The organism is Pedobacter duraquae (assembly GCF_004362245.1).
GTDB classification, from domain to species: Bacteria; Bacteroidota; Bacteroidia; order Sphingobacteriales; family Sphingobacteriaceae; genus Pedobacter; species Pedobacter duraquae.
Genome location: NZ_SNWM01000002.1, coordinates 479812 through 500152 on the forward strand (window position 1 = coordinate 479812; position 20341 = coordinate 500152).

Sequence of the window (20341 nt, forward strand, 5' to 3'; positions counted from 1 at the left end):
GAATGTTTAGCTATTTAAGTTTATCAGCCCATTGAAGAAAATATTTGATATTTGGCGCGTCGGTATGTCCACCGTCGTGCTGGCGCCAGGCAAGCTGGCCCGAGGTCATCCCTTGATTTACTGGAGGCATCTTCTCCGTTTTATAATCGTTGGATACACCAAGATCTTTAGCGCCCAACAATTTATACACGCTACCTGCAGACACAGCAGCCATGTAACTGCCCTGGTGGTCGAGCCAATTGGCATCTCCCTTTTCAGGGATTCCATGACTGATAAAAACCGGCCGCGGTGCACATAGGGCAATCAGCTCATTAGATTCTACCGGCAGGTCATTTGCGGTCTTACTTCCAAAAACTGCCTCAGATGCGGCATACTTCATATAGTTGCCTGCCATCCAATAATGAGAGCCACCGGCTAAATTTTCCAGCGCCTCTCCGAAATTTCTCCGGTTTGGTTTAGTTCCACCCTGTCCCGAAGAACCTATCAGCCCGATCGCAAACCGATCATCAAAAGCCATTGTAACCAGAGCAGCTTTACCATATCTGGATACTCCTTCAATACCGACACGTTTATTGTCGACCATACGTTCTGTAGCCAGGTAATCCAATGCTTTTGAAGCAGCCCATGCCCATGCACGCAGTGCTCCCCAATCATCTGGCTTTCGAGGCTGTCCTTTGTTGGTCAGCCCAATAATCCCCTTGGTTAGCCCGGCACCATTATCTGCCTGGATGCTTGCGGGATCTATCAAAACATATCCCCAACCGTCAGCAATAAGCTGCTCAGCGGTAGGTGGATCTCCGGCAGGCCTGGGCGCAAAAGGATTAAAACCTGTATTTTGAGCAGCAATAGGATTATAGGCAGGATATTTTTCAAAAACCGGTTGCAGCTCAGGATTCGATTTTATCAGTAATGCTTTGAGCGCTACGTTGATCTTTTCCAAATCCTCTTTGGGTGGCTGAGCAGGAGCCGGAAGCGCACTTGGAGCAAACATCATCAATACGGGAACCGGCGACTTCGCATTTGCTGGTATCACCAGGGTCATCGCGATATTGACATCAATCATCGGATAAGATGAATTGTCGGCATGTCCAACAATTTGCTTTGCAATTACCGGGTTAAAGCCAACAAATTCTTTATCAGTAATTTTTACATGCCAGGTGATATTTGGTGCAGTTTTCGGTACGCGTCCGTAAACCTCACGCTCAAAATCTTCGATAATTTCCGGTCGCCGTGTCTTCCACCAGTCCTGCGCATTGCTAACTTTCTTACCACTTTTTGAAATCAGCGGATCAGGATAATCTGGGTATGGATTAGCGAGCGACTGATCACTGTTAGCACGATTAGGCGAATTGTTATCGCCACTCGCTCCTGGTCGCAACATTTTGATTCCGAGCTGAGTCATCATATTCTCCCTATCCTGCTGCGCAGTAAAATTTACCTGTGGTGGGTACCCTTGTCCGTACGCAGTTGGACCGGCAAACACTAGCATGCAAAAAAGCCATTTTATGTTCATACACTTATATTTTGGTTATCACCAGTTAAAAGGTCTGTATCAAATAACCGCGGCGACTAGCCCAAAAATACCTCAGCACAGCTTTTAAAAATGCTCTGTTTGTTCAAGATATGGTACTAAATGTTTAATCCGGCAAATTTACCATGCTTCTGCCCTTTCGCTTTGTACTAATATATTCCGATGGCAGCATACCGTAATGCGCTTTAAAAAGACGTGAGAAATAGCTTGGCGTACCAAAGCCCGTCATGTAAGCAATCTGCGCAACATTGAAATCACTTTTTTCAAGAAACTCTACTGCACGTTCGAGTTTTATTGAACGGATATATTCAATGGGTGTAAGGCCCGTAATTTCCAACAGCTTGTGGTATAGCGATCCTCTGCTCATACCAACGTGTTTACTTAGGTCTTCTACGGATAACTCAGGATTACTCATCTTTTCCTGCACGTAATGCACAATCTTATTTAATAATTTTACATCTGTAGACTCAATCTCAATTTCTGTACCTTGAACTTGGATTTGTTTTGAATAGGCATCCTTTATCGAGCGATTATAGAGTAACAAGTTCCTGATTTTAGCGTGAAGAATGTTAAAATTAAATGGTTTGGTCAGGTAATCATTTGCGCCCGACTGAAGTCCTTTGATCTGGTCCTCCTCTCCACTAATTGCTGTAAGCAGGATAACAGGAATGTGACTGGTGCGTTTGTCTAATTTGATTTTCTGGCTTAAGGTAATGCCATTCATCTCAGGCATGCTGATATCACTTACAACTAATGCAGGGTGACAGGATAATGCCTTTTGCCAGCCTTCTTTTCCGTTTGATGCTTCTAAAATGTGGTAAAACGGTTGGAGTGCATCTTTAAGGTGGTCACGGAACTCATCATTATCTTCCACGAGAAGAATAGTAGCAAGTTTTGTTGTAATTACTTCTTCTGACGTGTTTATCGATTCGTCTGGGCCAAAGTCCGCATCGTTCACCAAATCCTGTTCATCTGAAGCAAGGGTCTGAAATGACATGGGCTCAATACCCGAGTCTTTGACAGGAAATTTTACTAAAAATTGAGTACCCTGGTCGGGCATACTTTCAACACTGATCTCGCCACCATGGAGTTCTACGAACTCCTTGACTATAGACAAACCTATTCCACTTCCCTGATTAATTACCGACGTAACGTTATTGTCCATAAAGAAACGTTCAAATATATGGTCCTTAACTTCAGGTGTAATACCAATGCCAGTGTCTGAAACAGAAATAGTAAGGGTTGAAAGATCACTGTTAGAACTACTATCCAACGTTGTTACCAAAGAGATCTCCCCTCCAGCTTTCGTAAACTTAAAAGCATTTGATAGCAGATTAAAAACTATCCGTTCCATTTTATCATGATCAAAGTCTGTTATTAAAAACGTGACATTACTGTAGACAGAAAGGTTTATTTTTTTCCTGTCTGACAAATCCTGAAATGACTGAGCAGCTTCATTGATAAATGCGATCAAATCTCCTTGTTTAAGGTTTAACTTGAGCTCCTGTTCTTCCATTTTTCTAAAATCGAGCAGCTGATTGACAAGATTCAGCAGCCTTCTTGCATTTCGACTGATCATCTTTATCTGACCGGATACAGAAGCATCATGTTTTATCGAAAGTAATTTATCTACTGGCGCGAGTATCAGTGAAATTGGTGTTCTAAATTCATGACTCAGATTGGTCAGGAATTTGATCTTTTGCAAGTCAAGGGTGTGGAGCCGTTCAGCTTCCAGCCGGTGTTGCTCAATTTGCTGCTTCGCATTAATTTTTTCGTGCTCCAGTGCAAGTTCATTCTTAATTTTCTGAATGCCACGATGTCTGGAGTACAATAGCAAACCAACCACCAGCACAGTGTATAGGATATAAGCATATGTGGAACGCCAGAATGGTGGAAGAACATGTACTGCTATTGTGGTAACCTTATCATTCCAGGCTCCCTGGTTATTACTTGCGCGAACCTGAAATATATAATCTCCGGGATCAAGGTTTGTATAGTAGGCTGTTTTTTCTCGTCCTACGTCATTCCATTCTTTGTCTAGCCCCTCCAACTTATAGGAATAGTGGTTTTGCTGAGGTGCGGTGAAGTTCAATGCAACGTAGCTGATTGAGAAGTTCTGACCATAATCCAGGGTTATCTCTTTTGCAAAACTTATTTGTTCTTTAATAGCTGCGTCCGGCCCGGGGCTAACTATATTGTTTGCGACCTTAAGTTCGGTGAGTAGTACAGATGGCATAGCATTGTTAGCTGGCAGAGCAGCAGGGGAAAAATAGTTGAATCCATCCTGTCCACCGAAATAAAGCTCATCACCAGTAGCAACAAGACCAGAACCCAGAAGAAACGGGCTGTCCTGAATCCCGTTTGGACGTCCAAAATTTTTGATCTTCTTCGTCACAGGATCGACCGAACTTACGCCTTTATCTGTGCTGAGCCAAAGCATACCTGCACGATCTTCTAATATCTTATATACGATTCCGTTTGCAAGTCCACTGGATTCGCCGAAATGGATAAATTTGCCTGTTTTTTTATTCAGTAAGTTGAGTCCTCCAGAATTTGTACCCACCCAGGTATTACCTTTTCTGTCATGTAAGATACTCAGCACCACGTCGTCAGACAAGTTACTAGTTAACTTATCGTAATGTGTATATGTTTTGCTAGCCCAATGATATACAACAATTCCAGAGCCATTGGAACCTAACCACATGTCACCATTGGCATCCTCAGTAATAGCACGCATAAACCCGTTTACAGGAATCCGGAAATGTCCCTTGGCATTACTACTATATCTTGTAAAAGATTGTTTACCTGGATCTAAAACATCAACTCCATTTCCATTCGTACCTACCCATACGAGCCCCCTACTATCCTCTTTTACGAAAAAAATATCGTTCTGACTTAAATTTCCTGCTTGATCACCAGCAATAAATTGTCTACTGCTGCCTGTCTTTGGATCGTATTGAAATAGGCCATTCTGATACGTTCCGATCCATAACTTTTTATTTTTATCAAAGTCCAGCGCCAAAATAGTAAGTGGACCTCCGGAAATATTGATCCTGCTTCTAAGATTGATCGGATCAAATAACCCTGTTTCCCGATCGAAAAAATGTAGTCCACCACCGTCAGTACCTACAAAAATTTTCCCTTTTTGATATTCTGCAAAGGAAGTAACCAGCGGTGACGATAATCCATGTGGATCAAACGGACTGCTACGTTTTAAATTAAATAATGGGAGATTGGGATCATATTTGTTGACTCCCCCCTGGTAAGTGCCCAGCCAAATGATTCCGGATTTTGTATTACAAATACTGCGGATAGATTTATTGCTTAGACTGAATGACTTCCTGCGGTCTGGTTTTATACTTGAAAACAGGTCGCGTTCACTATCGAAAACACCTATTCCATCTTCAGTTCCTATCCAGAGTTTACCATCTGGAGCTAGGCTTGCAGCATAGATCATATCTTCCGACGGTGATAACTGTCTGCTGTTAGACCTGAGAAACAACCGGAAGGTTTTCTGATCAGGCATCAACAAGTTCAATCCCTTGTTGGTGCCAAAAAAAATCCTTCCTTGCCTATCCTTGACTATAGCGCGAACGCTGTTATCACCTATACTGGTTGGATCATTAGGATTATGTAAAAACATATCCATTTTTCCGGACTTTTTATTGTAGCGGAAAAGGCCGTTATTTGTACCCACCCACATTTGTTGCTGGTCATCCTCAAAAAAACATAACACTGCGATCGTATTGGCATTATTAATCGACAAGCCTTCCAACTCCACGTTTTTTACCTGGAGTGTAACCGGATTGATAATACGATATCCACCGAAAGTACCTACCCAAATCTGTCCCTCACGATCCTGATAAAGTGCCTTTACATTGAAATGGCTTTGCTTGCCGACATTTATACCGCCCTTAAAAGTCCCGAAAACGTTTAGCCGGGGATTGTAAAAAGCCAGGCCACCCGCGCTGGTCCCTATCCAAAGTTTGCCAGATTTATCCTCTAACAACGATGTGATTACATTTGAGGGAATGCTTGAACTATCAGTTTCATTATGTGTATAAACGGTAAAATTAGTACCGTCAAATTTATTCAGTCCATCACTTGTACCGATCCATATCAGCCCCTGCCGATCCTGAAGAACAGCATTTACGGTATTCGAAGACAAGCCGTTCTTTGTTGTCAATGCTATGAAGTTAAGATCCTTCTGTGCAAACGCCGCTTTGAATGATAAAAGCATGATTAATGCAAGTAGCAAACGCGCATTGGTACTTTGATTAAATAATGCGTAAAACGACCGGATGCTGTGTCTTAAAAAGAGCATAGAATTTGATGATTTCAATAATCCGGACAGATCCGGATCATTGTCATAACGTGAATTTATATTGGTTAGTTAATCGTAAATATATGTACTTAAATTAAAATTCTCGCACGTTTATATCGACGATTTATTTAACCACTATTTCAAAAGGTGATGCCAAAAGTCCTTCCTTATTAGCGAGGTTAGCACCTTCAGGATTGTCGGCCCAGGCATACCTGACATACTTAGGCTGCGTAATACGGCCAGTATTTAAAATTACCTTAGTACCTTCAATTCTTGCTTTTGCCCAAACAAATTTTTTATCGGCTCCTGCTACTGCAAAATACGTCAGATCAGCTCCATCGGTAGTTGACAGTCCGGTGCCGGTATTACTAAATGTCAACGCAATTTCATTACCTTCAAGACTTGCTGATTCGATTATTGGCCCAGAGTAAACCAGACCATTGTCATGATATGCAAGGTGCTCGGCCCATAAAGCAAGTCGCTCACCAACAGACTTCTTGTTCAGCGGATGAATATCATTCCATTCACCAGCATCAATTGCCACTGCCATTCCAGTATTCGCAACTGATAATGTTTTAAGCTGACTCTGTCTGAGTTCCGCCCACGCGCTTTCACCGGGTGAATAGTCCACCTCCATAAAATTAGGTAACTGCGGGAATAAAAAAGGCAGGTCACCTTGCCCCCATTTTTCACGCCAATCTTTAATCAGCGCGGGAAGTAACTTGGCATACTCTGCCGCTTTACCTGCATTTGTCTCCCCCTGGTACCATAAAAATCCTTTTATTGCATAGTTAATCGCCGGAGCTACCATGGGATTATATAAACCTGTTGGAGAATTTTGTGCGTTAATGGGACGCGGGGCATTCATTTCATCGGCAGACATTCCGCTAAAGCGGGGTTGTACCAAACCTACCTGGTAGGTCCAATCTCCTCTTAAGTCTACCTGCTGTCCACCAGCTTTAATCAGGTAATCTTTCTCAGGTACAAAACCTCCTTTACCAGCGGTACTTACCACCTTTACGATTACAATGTTCTTACCTGGCTTTAAAAGATCAGCCGAGATGTTATAAATTCTTGGTGGGTATTGATAGGTCGTATTACCCACATATTTGCCATTTACAAATGCTGAATCAGCGTTTGTAATTGTTCCCAACAGCAGTTTTGCCGGCAGGCCTGTCATTCCTGAAGGAATAATAACTTCTTTTCTAAAGTAGAGCACGCCATTAAGACCTTTTACCCCCTGATCTGCCCAATAGCCTGGCATAAAGAATGGATGCCATTTCTTTGGAACATATGTGGTATCAGTCCATTTTACCGGCCCTGACAAGCCTTTATCAATTTCGCTAGAACGTGTAGGTGGATGATTTCGGATATAGTTAGCCACAGAACGGTCCAGGGTGTTCATATAAGCAGTATCTCTGAATTTTTTGATTTGTTCCTGATATGCAGGAAAATCATTGTAGCCTTTCTCGCTTATCCATGCTTCAATGGGTGTGCCGCCAACACTTGAATTAATGATGCCTATGGGAACATGGTATTTTTGATGCAGTTTTTTTGCAAAAAAATACGTTACACCTCCAAACTCCAGAATGCCTTTTCCTACCGCAGGCGTCCACTTCCCTGTGGGCAGATCTTCGTATTCTTTGGTGACGTCTGATTTGGTTGATACAAAATAGTTTCTGATATCGGGAAAATTGTCGTTCGCAACCTCATCAGCATATTTATATTTCAAGCGTTCCATGGGGAGCACCATATTTGATTGTCCGGAGCAGAACCATACGTCGCCAATCATGATGTCTGTTAGGGCAATCTGATTTTCTCCTTTTAAAAGCATCGTGTAGGGTCCACCGGCTTTCATTGCCGGAAGTTTTATGAGCCACTTTCCATCGGCTCCAGTAACGGTTCTGAGATTCTTGCCGATAAAAGAGACCGCAACTTTTTCGCCCGGCTTTGCCCAGCCCCAGATTTTCAATTGCTGATCACGCTGAAGCACCATATGGTTACTTACAAGTTGTGGTAACCGGATAGCAGCAAAGGATGGAAGAAAAGGAATGGAAAACAATATAGAAAGCAGCGCGGCTCTGTATTTTTTATGATATTTTATCATATCGATATAATTAAAAAGCCACCCGAAATACTCGGGCAGCCTTTTTGATTTAGTGTAACAGCTAAATATTAGTAACCATTGTTTTGCGGATATTTGGGTCCGGTTAACACGGCATTGATTTGTGTCTGTGGTATTGGCCTGCGCATATGGAATTCCTGAACGTTTGCAGCGCCTGGTGAGTTATACATCTTAACCCTTCTCACTAACTGTCTGGTCCTAACCAAATCGTACCAGCGACGTGGATCACCATATAGTTCACGTGTGTATTCTTCCAGAATAAGGTCCATTCCGCATAGTGATGAACCTGGCGTTGTGCTGTTAGGCACAGCTAATTGGGCCACTTGTGCCGGCGTTAGTAACATAGCCGCAGCGTTGGCGGCGTTAGCAGTGGCTTGATTGGCCGAAGTAACGCTGAATTGTCCTTTAGGAATAAACGCAGCATCGGCAGGTGTGCGGAATGCAGCACGTTGCCTGATCACGTTCAACGATGCAGCGGCCTCAGAGAGTTTTCCCGCCATATAGTTAGCTTCAGCATTCATCAGGTATACTTCTGAGAAACGCATCAGTACGATTGGTCTGCTAGAAAAGTCGTTCATACCCGTACGTAGAATGTCGTCAAACTTTTTAACAACTGGGAACACATTATTTGAATATTGTTTTGGAGTAACGATCAATCCCTTAAAGGCATCTCTTCTTGCCATTGTTACATCAACTCCAGGCATCAGAATAGCAGTATCTCCATTGATCGGCGGTTGGTAAGATGTAAGTGAATTGATTGTAGTAGGCACCAGAACACCTTTTAAACCTCCTGTGCTTGTTACACCTGCCGCTACAGTTTTGTTGCAGATCCAAAAAGTCTGGAATGTAGCATCCCAGCGTGTATCGTGCACCTGATCAGCAAAGGCTACCTCCGCAGTATATGGTCCCCATGGGGCAACACGGATATATGGACGTCCATTGTACACGTCACGCTGCATTGGTTGTTTTGCAGTATTGATTTTTTGAGGTACGGCATCGATTCCTGTACTATTATCTACCCCAGCAAGGGAGATATAGTTCCATCTATGCAATACTGGAAGGTTGTTAAGACCAAATCCACCGGTACCCTGCTCAGTACGGCCAGAATAGGTTGGATCAGCAAAGCCAAAGTCAATAGCGAAGACTGTTTCCTTACCATAATCGTTAGCTGGTTTAGTAACATCGTTATAGTCCTGGAACAAGTCCAATCCATAAGTCCCTTTGTTGCTGATCAGCTCTGCCGTGAGATCAGCGGCTTTTTGAAAATCACCCGATTGGGCTACTTCAGATAGATATCCTCTTGTCAGGTACGCCTTGGCCAAGTAGGCTTTAGCAGAAGCAGATGTAGCAGTTTTACCTACACCGGCAAGTAAATTTGATGCCGTGATGGTTGCTGGAAGTCCTGCCGCAGCATCAGTGAAATCCTGAATGATAAAATTATAAATGTCAGCTAATGGCGCCGGTGCATCGGCCGTTGTAGCAGCAGTAATAAATTCTTTATGCAAAGGGATTCCACTTTTCTGCGTAGCAGTTGTACCACCATAGGTTTGAACCAAATGAAAATAACAATAGGCACGAAGAAATTTTGCCTGAGCAATGTATTGTGCTTTAACTGGCGCATCAAGAGCAGCTGTTTCTGCATATTGTAACACTCCGTTAAGCGTGTTGATGTCAGACCACAATCCGGCAAAGTCTATCGTATTCGATGAATTGATCCCGGTATAAAGGTTCAGGTTAACAGCTCCCGGATTGGCACTGCCTCCAGACTGCGACTCATCTGTTCCCATATAATAATGAACCTGACCTTCTCCTTGATAAAAGCCTCTCAGGTCACTGTATACACCTGTTAATCCAGCCTTTATTCCGCCTGGCGTGCTGAAATAAGTCGGGTAGAATTCAGATCTAGGCTCTTCTACCAGTAATTTCTTACATCCTGGTGCTGTTGTAAGCATTGCGGCGAACGCGGCAATGAAACTTGTTTTATATATTATTTTCATAAATATTTCTGTTAAAATCTTGCATTTATACCGATAATAAAATCTCTGGTTTGCAATCCAGGACTAATTCCTACACCGCGGAATCCATTATTGTTGTTTTGATTAAACCCTCCGATGTTCCCGCTTGCCGAGACAGCTGTTGGGTTAATATTGTTAATAGATTCTGGATCAGTAACTGTAAAGCTATGATTCATTACCGGCGCATAAATAATGAACGGATTAGTCACATTTGCATATACTCTCAGTGAGCTCATTCCGATATGTTTGGCCAGCTTTTCTGAGAAGTTATAACCCACGTTGATACTTTTAGCACGAATAAACGATCCATCAAAATATTGAAGCGTAGAGTAGTTTGCACTTTGTACCTGTGAGTTTGGCATAGGGAAATATCCTCCTGGATTTTCTGGTGTCCAGTAATCTATTACAGGCTGGTTGTGACGTCCAATATTTAGAAACTGCCATCCATTGGTACCAGAATTAGATGATGATACATAAGGAACGATAGTCGTAAAGCCCATCCTTCCCTGGATCACGATATTCAGGTCAAAGCGTTTGTAAGCGAATCTGTTTGTAAAACCAAAAGTGTAATCTGGCTGGAAGTTACCCAGGATCTGATTATCATTGGCATCAATCTTTCCGTCTTTATTCACGTCTTCTACGCGAATCTGTCCTGGATATTGCAAAGGCGAAGTCTGTCCGCTTACTGGCAGGTAAACAGTACCACCATCAGTAGTAGATTTTGCCGTGTTGATGCCCGGCGAATCACCTATCTGCCAGATGCCCAATCGTCTTAAATCATAAATTACGCTTAATGGCTGACCAACAAACAGTCCGGTGTTGATATCAAACGGACTTCCGTTTGGCAGTTCAACAATTTTTTCACGACTGAAAGCAATGTTAAAATCTGTAGACCAGGAGAAGCCACCAAGGTCACGAATGTTCTGACTGCTTAGGCTAATCTCCAAGCCTTTATTTGCCGATGTCCCCAAATTGGTTGCCTGCCCATTGGCACCAGTAGTTGGTGGCAGCACATTGTTAAGGATGATATCTGTGGTTCTTTGTTTATAAACCTCAATAGATCCCGTTAAACGGTTCTTGAATAAACCGAAATCTAAGGCAAGATTGTAATCTCTGGTACGTTGCCATGTTAGCTGATTATTTACCAATGTCGTTACTCTAACTCCTGTAGAGTTACCAGCAGATACACCTCCGTATTGGTAATTTTGAGAACTTAATCTACCCAGGGTACCATAAGGACTTATACTTCCAGTGGTGGAGTTTTCTCCGTAACCCGCGCGCAATTTCAGGTTATCAATAAAAGTAAGCTTTTGTATAAATTTTTCATTGCTCATTACCCATCCTAAACCTACAGCAGGATAAGAAGTGTATTTTTTACCTTCTGCCAATGCAGAGTTACCATCGATACGGAAAGTGGCGGTCAGGTCATACTTGCCATCATAAGCATAGTTTAATCTACTTACATACGAAATCAATCCTGTTTCTGTTAAGCTTCCACTCTGACTGTTAAATGTACCCAATCCAAGGTTTAAATTCCTAACCGCATCTGAAGGGACGTTTGTTACACTGGACGTTGAATTCTCTGTACGTTGTTTTTCTGTTAAAAAACCGGCAACAAAATTGACACTGTGTTTTTCTTTGATGATGTTATCGTAAGTTACCAGATGCTCCTGCGCAAGTCTGTAAGAATAATTATTGGTCGTACTTGCGCTGGTTTTATCAATTGTCTGGATTCCTCCCCTGTTAATACCATTGTATATTCCCTGTAGTGACTGGGAAAAATTATAGTTTACAGTAAACTTATATTTCAAATGTTTTACCGGACTGATTTCTGCGTACACGATATCATTGTTCAGAAAACCGCGTGTATTGTTATAATAAGAGTCTGGAATAACACCGGGTACAAGAGGGCTCAAAGTTGTTGCATCCTGTGAACCTTCCATTGGAAAGTAATTTACAGATCCATCTGGATTGTAAGGGCTTGCCAGAGGTGTTATCCATTGTGCATTTCCAATTTGTCCTGATCCACCGGTATTGGAGTTTCTTAAACTCAATAAGATGCTTGCACCAATTTTGACAACCTTGCTGATTTTATGGTCTACATTGGTAGAAAGCGTGTAGCGATCGTTATTAATGTTTGGTTCTAGCCCGTTATTGCGGCGATAAGCCAAACCAGCATTGAACTGTGTTATCTCAGTACCACTCGATACTCTTAAGCTATGATCGGTCTGCAGCGCAGGTTTCGTATATAAATCTACCCAATTTGTACTGACGCCATTAGCCAAAGCTTCTCTCTCTTTTGGTGTTAAAGGGTTTGATTCAGAAGGTCCGTTACTTTGCAGGATTGAACCTCTTACTGCATCTTTTTTTAACTGGGCATATTGCTCACCGTTTAGCACAGCAAGGTTTCCTTCCAACACGCTAATGCCTGTATAGGAATCGAAAGACGTCACTGTTTGTCCTACACGACCTCTATTGGTTGTGATTAACAAAACACCGCCTGAACCGCGCGATCCATAGATGGCTGTTGCAGAAGCACCTTTAAGTACCTCTACCGTTTTAATATCGTTTGGATTGATATTCTCAATGAAGTTATAGTAAGGCTGTCCATCTAATACGACTAAAGGGCGATCAGCACCTGGGTTGCCGATTGTACGGTTACCCCTGATTGTAATTGCGGGACCTGAGGAACCACTAACTACATCCAAACCGGCTACCCGACCTTTTAGTTGTTCAAATACGTTTGCAGATGGAATTTCCTGCAATGCCTTTGCATCAACTGTTACTACTGTTCCCGTTACGTCTGTTTTCCTTACAGATCCATAACCCACGCCAACTACCTGAACTTCGTTCAAATCCCTGGTATTTCTTTCCATGGCAACTGTGCCAAGACTGGTAGTTTGGGCAGTGATGGTTTTTTCTACAGCAAGGTAACCTACAAAGGAAATTGTAATCCTGGTGCTTCCTGCTGGAACCTGGAGACTAAACTCTCCAGTATTAGTGGTGGTGGCGCCAGAATTTGTACCGGCAACTTTCACTGTCGCTCCCGGAAGCGCTTCTCCCTTTTCGTCTATAACCTTACCGCGAATGGTATGAGTTTGTGCAAAAAGAGAAAGGGAAAATAGCATACTCACTAACGTGAGCATCATCATCTTCCAACATTTGATGAGTTTAAGTTTTAACATATGATTGGTTTAATTTGGTTTATAAAAATAAAGGTCTTAGAAGCACATGGATATGCGTTTCCCTTTGGTGGGTAAAAATGACTTTTAGGTTTGAGTTTTCTCATACAATTTGATTTAAATATTTGGTTGGTTTTTTATTCGGCTATGTAGCAAGACGAATACTTGCGGAGGTTGTTTAGTCGCGATTGACCTATTGAACTTATATACTGAAAGACATGGACTTCCAAAAATACAATCGGTTGCATAAATGCCCGGTTTTTGGTAATCGATTGTAGAAACTTTCCTTTCATACAGTATAGCCTATAGGTTGGGGTAAAATATTTGGTTAGTTTAACGACACCGATAAATTAAATTATGGTTTGCCGCTTGGTCAAAGTTCACATGTTTGTTCAATTAGCTATGATAATTTTTGACAAAATCATGTGAAAAATGTTCAAAGATCATAGAATTATGGCCATAGCGCGATTTCTGAAGCTCAAGAGCATGAGTAATCGCTTTTATCGAAGCATTTTACCGGGACAGTCTTTTGATCAGTTCTGTGCTCTGAGTTCTTCCCTGTACTAGTTTATCAGCAAAGAAAATACGGACCTGATCGAAATGTCTCTTGTATCCGTTTAAGTCACCATACCTAATTATAGACGACCACTCTCGTACTGCCGAATGAAACTCCAAATCATCACCGCGAATTGTTTTATCGTAAAGGGCCGCTTCGATAGATTCTTCCAGAAGTTCCTCATTTCTGAAAAGAAACTCGGCAATACCAAGTCTTAGTTTAAAAGGTGGGGTTTGGCAGATCAGATTATCATAAGGATTCGTTGACAGCTGATGCCAGGCATCAACCATACTCAATAAACTCAGATGTGAATTATGCTTCCTTGTTCCAGTATCGTTTCCAAGAGAAAACTCGCGCATTATACTATCATCTAGTAATAGCGGTTTTCGACTTTCCTGAAAAACAAAATCTCTTGCCTTGTAAATGCGTTGTCTGAATTCCTTTTTCTCCTCCCTGATCATCATTTTGAATAATTCAGATTCTGAAGCTGCATATTGTTTTACATGAAGTCGTGCGTACGGATTCAAAATTGCCAAGCCTCCATACACATGGGGCTTGTAGCTAAAAATCCGCAGGGTTGTTAATATCTTCACATTGTCAATGCCGCCAAGATAGGAATCGTTCTCCCAGGGGAAAAATCCTGCTGCACTCCATGCAGTACCCATGCTTTCAAATCCGACATGTGTTACCGCCTGGGTATCGGCAACAATTTGATCATGCTGATTATAATCTGATATCACAGCGATATCCGATCCTATCTTAAGAAAGATATCGTACACACGCTGCAATACTTCGTCGTTGCTACGATATGGAATCAATACCAATTTCTGTTGATCAGGTTCGAAACCTGGGCCATGAAAGGCGTGCATGGTTACAATAAAAACATTGGCAGGTAAGTACTTTTCAAAAGCTTGTATTTCGGGATATTTAACAGAAGTTTGCCCGGCAACGATACAGCCGGCTTTTGCCGACGCCCCGTATTGGGCAACTACATGGTCAATTAGTTCTGCCTCTACAGAATATATCAGCAGATCGGCTTTTGAGGACACTTGATGCCCGTCAGCAAGTATCCTTACACCTAGCGGACTGAGTTCTTCTTCCCGATGCCCACGGTTTTCTGGCATATCACATCCAAAAACAGCATATCCGGCTTTTGCAAATGCCTTGGCATATACCCTACCCATATCCCCCAAACCAATAATCCCGATATTCATTTCGCCAAAATACAGGAATGCCGGATCCTACCAAATGATCATGAGCAGCCATAACCATGATCCAGGTCACAACAACCAAATCACATAGAATTATACTTGGGATCTCAAATATTGCAATGGTGTTTTTCCAGTGTAAGATTTAAAGTCCTTGAGGAAATGGTTGGAGTCGTAATAGCCGTTCGATACCGCTACTTTCATCAGGTTTACATCTTCGCTACCAACCAGATCAACATACGCATGAATAAACCGTTGGAGCTGAATATACTCTTTAGGTAACAGTCCAACATGTTGCGTAAAACTTCTTTCCAGCCTTTTGTAATTTATCCCTGCATCATTCACTACATGCTGTACTGTACTTCTGCCTTTTTGCCTGTGAATATAATTCAATATTTTGTGCAAGATTTCGGGTGTGTCTACTTTTGTAAAATGATTCCGTATATAACGTTGAATAAACTCGACCTTTTCATTTATAGATTTGCTTTGATAAAACTCTGCGATGTTGAAGTTATTATCCCGGGCAATATTTTCGAATGGGCTAACTGGATTATTTCTAAAATGCTGAGCACTCAACCCAAATAACCGATAAAAAGCACCTGGGTGAAACCGTATTATAAAGATCTGCGCTGTACCGCTATCATATTTCACACGCACATTCTTGACTGGCCCAGCACTTGCCCAGGCAGCCGTAATTTTTGAAGTCCCACTGTCTGCTGTTACTGAAACAGCATCGTCGATGTCCTGCAAAAATACAAGCACGGGAAATCCATCATTAAAAATGAGATCTGTATCATGCCCCGTATCTTTAGAAAAAACATAAAAACCCTCAATAACGGATTCCGCAGACTTGGAAGGGCAAACCCTATAACCACACGCATTAAATTCCCCTAATTGTATCTTTCTCAGATAATCTATCGGCATGTTACAAATTTACAGGAAATGTTAAAAGTCAAAGAATTACAAGATGTCCAATATTTACTATGAGCACAATTTATTTGCGCCTAGTTTTGTAAAACTGAATAAATCGACCTATGCTTATAAAAACGGAAGAAGAACTACGAGGGATGAAACGGGTAAGCGATGCTGTTGCTACTACTTTAAAAAAAATGAGGGAGTATGCGCAGACAGGACTTTCTACAAAAGACATAGATACCTATGGAAAACATATATTAGAAATCCTCGGTGCAAAGTCAGCTCCTTTCGAAACCTACGGATTCCCTGGTTATAGCTGCATCAGCGTTAACGAAGAGTTCGCCCATGGCGTTCCGTCAGATAAAGTAATTCTCAAAAATGGAGACATCATCAATATCGACGTATCTGCAGAATTAAATGGCTTTTGGTCTGATAACGGATGTTCATTTATCGTTGGCGAGGATGTCCAGAATCTTCAGCGCTTGATAGACACTTCACATCATATATTAAACGATACCATTGCTCAAATCAGCGGAGGAGTGAAAATTGCTGACATAGGCAAGTTAATCGAATCGAAAGCTAGGAACGCAGGATATACTGTCATCCGGGATCTTAGTGGACACGGTGTTGGCCGGAGTCTGCATGAAGAGCCAAGCGCGATCATGAACTATCACGATCGCGATGACAAAAGAAGATTTAGAAAGGATTCTGTAGTTGCTATCGAAACATTTATCTCTACAAAATCCGTATTTATTGAAACGGCGGCAGACAATTGGGCATTTACTGGAAACAAGGGAGGCTTTGTAGCTCAACACGAGCATACTATACTTGTAACTTCTGGCAAGCCAATAATTTTAACGGCATTAAATGGTATTTGATGCCAGCCTTACCCAATTTATTTTGAGGTCAACTCTATTTCTCCTCCCTTCAATCCTTTACCACTTACTTTAAGCACCATATTCCCCTGCTTATCTGTTGATTGAACGAGTACCACCAGCTTTCCGCTGAATAATTTCATTGTAGGTTTGTCGAACATTTCCAGCGAAGTGGCATCCCCATTGCATACGGCCTTGAACTTACCTGCTCCTTTCACCTCAAAATTCAATCTTTCGGTAGCAGTCGGACAAGGGTTGCCATCTTTATCAACCACAGATGCTGTGACGAAAGAAATATCCTCGCCGTCAGCAGCTATGCTTTTCCGGTCAGCATCAAGCACAATTCGGTAGGGCTCGCCAGCGGTAACCTTTGTTTCCTCTGCCACGGCCTTTCCAGTGCTATCATAGGCGACAACCTTCAAAGTGCCGGGTTCATATTTCACATCCATCCACATCAGCCGATAGCGGTTCTGTGGTGTCGCTTTGCTTTTTTTCTGAATACCCAAACTTTTCCCATTTAAAAAAAGTTCTGCGCTATCATAATTGGTGTATACAAACACAGGAGTTACCTGTCCTTCTCTCCCAGCCCAGTTCCAATGTGGAAGCAGGTGTAAGGTTGGTTTTGCAGTGTTCCAGCGACTTCTATATAAATAAAAACGATCTTTAGGTAAGCCTGCCAAATCGTTTATGCCGAAATAAGAACTGCGTGAGGGCCAGCTTTCATCATACGGCGTTGGCTCCCCCAGGTAATCAAAGCCTGTCCACACAAACTCACCGATAACCCAGGGTTTATCATCCTGCAATACAAAATCATCGTCAGGCACGTTAGACCAATCACAGTACTCCAGATCGTACGACGAAGTCTGAAAATCAGGATACGTTTTCGCAGCTGCCTTAACTACAGGGAATTTATAAATGCCACGGGAACTCACTGTCGAAGCCGTTTCAGAACCCAGTAGCATGCCCTGCGGAAATGCTTTAAAAGCTTCGTCGTATAGGTGTACACGGTAATTGAGTCCGGGAATATCCAACAGCGCACCAAATCCCGATGCCATAGTTGCCTTAACCTGATCCATACCAACCGTTACTGGTCGTGTGGGATCTTCTCTATGAAAGATCTCCTGCAGCCACTTTGCACGCTTAACTCCTTCGGCGCCAAATTGATCCGGCACTTCGTTACCCGCACTCCACATTACGATACAGGGGTGATTCTTTGTCGCCTTAACTAAATTGACGATGTCCTTTTCGGCATCAGTATCGAAAAATAAATGATACCCGTTCTCAACTTTCGGCTTTGCCCACTCGTCAAAAGTTTCTGCCAGAAACATGAAGCCAAGCTCATCACATAATTCAAGTTGTTCCAATGAAGGCATGTTATGAGAACTCCTGATCGCATCGCAGCCCATATCCTTAAGGATCATCAACTGCCTGCGCAATGCAGCAATGTTGATTGCCGTGCCAAGCGGACCAAGATCATGATGCAAACAAACTCCTTTGAATTTGCGAACCTTTCCGTTTAGACTAAAACCTTTACCGGCCTGGTAACTGATTTCCCGTATGCCAAAACGTGTCGTTACTTGGTCTAAAAGAGTGGTACCAAGATAAAGTCTTGAAACAGCAGTATAAAGCTCAGGCGTTTCCGGACTCCATAACCTTGGGTTTTGTATTTTGATATTTTGATCTGCCTCATTACCGAACATCGTTTTTGCACTATCCAATGCTACCTGTTTTCCGTTTTGATCCAGTATAGTTGTAACTAACGTAGCACCAGGTGCAGAAATCTTTGTCTTGATATTCACTTTCGCAAAAGTGCTGGAAACAACTGGGGTGGTTATGCTTACCCCCCATTGCGCAATGCTTTGCTCTGCCTTGATAATGAGCCGTACGTTTCGGTAAAGACCGGCCCCGGGATACCACCTCGATGACTTCGGTCTGTTGCTTAGATGAACGGCCAATACATTGTTTTCTCCAGCTTTTAACTGATCAGTAACATCGATGAAAAAATAATTGTAACCGTAATTCCATTCACCAACTTTTACTCCGTTTAAAAAGACCTTTGGTTCACTCATGGCACCGTCAAACTGGAGGATTACCCTTTTGTTTTTAATAGATCCCGGCAGTTGGAAAGTTTTCCGGTACCAGGCCTCTCCAATATAAGGAAGTGCGCCGGTTCGCCCGGTTTTCTCGCTGGGTTTTGACTCTCCGTTCTGCACAATTGCCACCATCTGTTTATCGATCTCTTTATCAAAAGGACCTTCAATCGCCCAATCGTGTGGTACCTTTACAGATTTCCAGTTTTTATCATCAAAATCTTTGGCAAATGATGCATCATTTTTACCCTTAAAAAACTTCCAACCATCCGTAAATAATAGTTCAGTTCGGGATTGGGAAAAAACACTTAAAGATAGTGTTGATAAAAGAAATAGAATACAGGCACTTCTAGTAATGATCGTTATGCTCCCAGTAAAACAGGAGAAAATCGCAGTAAGTTTACTTTTCATAAAAATTGGGGATAGTCAAATATATTCGTCAGCGGCTAGTGTAAACTAAGGTAAAAAGCCATCCATGGCTACGGTTGGTTTGCCAGTATCATCGAAAGCACCCAACTTGTAACCACTCCAGCTGTTATAGGATTGAGGCTCCCAGTAAAACACACCAAGACCTTTACCGTTTGCGAGTGATTTATTTTTTACGATGATATCCTTGATAAAGTCTCTGCATGCAGCAGCATCAGTAACAGGCATACCTACTTCACAAATCATAATTTCAGAACCATATCTGGCAACCATATCAGTCATATTTGTAAGGCATTGTGTATTTTTTGTAGTCCAGTCTGTAGCTGTTGGATATAGCGACATCCCGATTACGTCCCATTTAGCACCATTATTTTTAAGGCCATCAAACATCCAGCGGAACAGACTATTGTCATATCCATTGGAGATGTGCACCACTACTTTTGAACTTGGATTAACTGCTTTAACTCCATTGTATCCAGACAAAATAAGGTCAGCAAAGTTTTTCATGTTTACTGATGCCTTACCTTCATTCCAAAGCATACCGTTATTCGTTTCATTACCTACTTGCACCCATTCTGGAACAATCTTGTTCGTTTTAAGCACGGTTAAAACTTCTACTGTGTGGTTATAGACTGACGTTTTTAGCGCAGCGATATCCTGAGTGGCCCAGGCTGCGGGTTTATTCTGCTGACCGGGATCAGCCCAGGAATCACTATAATGAAAATCTATCAGGATGCGCATGTTTGCTGCATTTGCTCTTTTCGCCTTTGCAAGAACATCAGCAGTATTACAGTAACCGGCTGCTGGATTAACCCAAACACGCAGCCGGATCGTATTGATGCCTTTATCTTTTAAAATTTTAAAAATATCCTGCTGTTCACCAGCGGTATTATAAAATTTTTTGCCTGCTGCTTCCATTTCAGTTATCCAGCTTACGTCTGCCCCTTTGGCATAAGTACCTACTGGATCTGGTGCTGGATAAAGCTGCGTTTCTCCCATTACATTTTTCTTACAGCTAACGCTGCACACAATCATTAAGGCAACAAAGCCGAACCACCTCATACGTTTTATATTTTTCACTGTTAACATAACAA

Annotated in this window: 10 protein-coding genes; 1 reads left to right on the plus strand and 9 read right to left on the minus strand. The window is 42.2% G+C overall.

Features of this window, described 5'->3' with window-relative positions; genetic code table 11:
• Nucleotides 1-10 precede the first annotated feature (10 nt).
• From CLV32_RS08135 to CLV32_RS08165, 7 genes are all read right to left on the minus strand, one after another.
• Nucleotides 11-1513 (minus strand): glucuronyl esterase domain-containing protein, encoded by a 1503-nt coding sequence (locus CLV32_RS08135; RefSeq protein ID WP_133554289.1) that lies wholly within the window; start codon nt 1511-1513, stop codon nt 11-13.
• Between the two features lie 124 nt (nt 1514-1637).
• Nucleotides 1638-5855 carry a hybrid sensor histidine kinase/response regulator transcription factor gene (locus CLV32_RS08140; RefSeq protein ID WP_133554291.1) on the minus strand — a complete coding sequence of 1406 codons (4218 nt, stop codon included), beginning with the start codon at nt 5853-5855 and terminating at the stop codon, nt 1638-1640.
• Between the two features lie 124 nt (nt 5856-5979).
• Nucleotides 5980-7962 carry a sialate O-acetylesterase gene (locus CLV32_RS08145; protein WP_133554293.1) on the minus strand — a complete coding sequence of 661 codons (1983 nt, stop codon included), beginning with the start codon at nt 7960-7962 and terminating at the stop codon, nt 5980-5982.
• A 68-nt stretch (nt 7963-8030) separates the two neighbouring features.
• Nucleotides 8031-9977 (minus strand): RagB/SusD family nutrient uptake outer membrane protein, encoded by a 1947-nt coding sequence (locus CLV32_RS08150; RefSeq protein ID WP_133554295.1) that lies wholly within the window; start codon nt 9975-9977, stop codon nt 8031-8033.
• Between the two features lie 11 nt (nt 9978-9988).
• Nucleotides 9989-13180 (minus strand): SusC/RagA family TonB-linked outer membrane protein, encoded by a 3192-nt coding sequence (locus tag CLV32_RS08155; protein WP_133554297.1) that lies wholly within the window; start codon nt 13178-13180, stop codon nt 9989-9991.
• Nucleotides 13181-13690: 510 nt separating this feature from the next.
• Nucleotides 13691-14947 carry a prephenate dehydrogenase gene (locus CLV32_RS08160; protein ID WP_133554299.1) on the minus strand — a complete coding sequence of 419 codons (1257 nt, stop codon included), beginning with the start codon at nt 14945-14947 and terminating at the stop codon, nt 13691-13693.
• Between the two features lie 90 nt (nt 14948-15037).
• The gene (locus tag CLV32_RS08165; RefSeq protein WP_133554301.1) at nt 15038-15865 is read right to left on the minus strand and encodes a helix-turn-helix domain-containing protein; all 828 of its coding nucleotides are present in this window, start codon (nt 15863-15865) and stop codon (nt 15038-15040) included.
• A gap of 110 nt (nt 15866-15975) precedes the next feature.
• Between CLV32_RS08165 and map the strand changes: the two genes are divergently transcribed.
• A complete protein-coding gene (map, locus tag CLV32_RS08170; protein ID WP_133554303.1) occupies nt 15976-16734 on the plus strand; it encodes a type I methionyl aminopeptidase in 759 nt (252 codons plus the stop codon).
• Between the two features lie 17 nt (nt 16735-16751).
• On the opposite strand, the gene CLV32_RS08175 is transcribed toward map, so the two are convergent.
• The gene (locus CLV32_RS08175) at nt 16752-19232 is read right to left on the minus strand and encodes a DUF4982 domain-containing protein (protein WP_133554305.1); all 2481 of its coding nucleotides are present in this window, start codon (nt 19230-19232) and stop codon (nt 16752-16754) included.
• 45 nt (nt 19233-19277) lie between these two features.
• Nucleotides 19278-20336, minus strand: coding sequence for a glycoside hydrolase family 53 protein (locus CLV32_RS08180; protein ID WP_243732266.1), 1059 nt, complete (start codon nt 20334-20336; stop codon nt 19278-19280).
• Between the last annotated feature and the right edge of the window lie 5 nt (nt 20337-20341).

Bases quoted from the DNA above. Each gene is read 5' to 3' on its own strand.
- CLV32_RS08150 (WP_133554295.1), bottom strand. From the start codon at position 9,977: ATGAAAATAATATATAAAACAAGTTTCATTGCCGCGTTCGCCGCAATG.
- CLV32_RS08135 (WP_133554289.1), bottom strand. From the start codon at position 1,513: ATGAACATAAAATGGCTTTTTTGCATGCTAGTGTTTGCCGGTCCAACT.
- CLV32_RS08165 (WP_133554301.1), bottom strand. From the start codon at position 15,865: ATGCCGATAGATTATCTGAGAAAGATACAATTAGGGGAATTTAATGCG.
- CLV32_RS08155 (WP_133554297.1), bottom strand. From the start codon at position 13,180: ATGTTAAAACTTAAACTCATCAAATGTTGGAAGATGATGATGCTCACG.
- CLV32_RS08140 (WP_133554291.1), bottom strand. From the start codon at position 5,855: ATGCTCTTTTTAAGACACAGCATCCGGTCGTTTTACGCATTATTTAAT.
- CLV32_RS08160 (WP_133554299.1), bottom strand. From the start codon at position 14,947: ATGAATATCGGGATTATTGGTTTGGGGGATATGGGTAGGGTATATGCC.
- CLV32_RS08145 (WP_133554293.1), bottom strand. From the start codon at position 7,962: ATGATAAAATATCATAAAAAATACAGAGCCGCGCTGCTTTCTATATTG.
- CLV32_RS08175 (WP_133554305.1), bottom strand. From the start codon at position 19,232: ATGAAAAGTAAACTTACTGCGATTTTCTCCTGTTTTACTGGGAGCATA.
- map (WP_133554303.1), top strand. From the start codon at position 15,976: ATGCTTATAAAAACGGAAGAAGAACTACGAGGGATGAAACGGGTAAGC.
- CLV32_RS08180 (WP_243732266.1), bottom strand. From the start codon at position 20,336: ATGTTAACAGTGAAAAATATAAAACGTATGAGGTGGTTCGGCTTTGTT.